At 75.3% G+C, this 287-nt stretch carries 1 protein-coding gene; it reads left to right on the top strand.

Going from position 1 to position 287, the window contains the following annotated elements; genetic code table 11:
* The coding region (locus MD536_RS21350) for a hypothetical protein (protein ID WP_239603810.1) at window positions 1-287 on the top strand (287 nt) is incomplete at both ends.

Genomic DNA, 287 nt, shown 5'->3' with positions numbered 1-287 from the left:
CGACGCGCCCGACGGCGTGATCGAGGTCACCGTCGGCCCGCACCCCTCCGGCGCCTCCCCCATCGAGTGGACCTACGAGCAGGACGAGGATCCGGTCCATCCGCCGTCGACCAAGACGGCCGTGCTCGTGCCGGCGTTCACCGCCCCGTGCCTGCAGGCGCTCACGGTGCATCCGGCGGCCGACCCGCCGCTCCGACTCGAGGGCGACACGCTGGTGCGCGCCGCCGCGCCGGACGACCCCGGCCTCGCGGTCGCGCTCGCACGCTTCAACGCGGGAGACATGGACG

The organism is Flavihumibacter cheonanensis, from assembly GCF_022352215.1.
In the GTDB taxonomy this organism is placed as follows: Bacteria; Bacteroidota; Bacteroidia; order Chitinophagales; family Chitinophagaceae; genus Flavihumibacter; species Flavihumibacter cheonanensis.
This window is presented reverse-complemented; position numbering and strand designations above follow the sequence as displayed.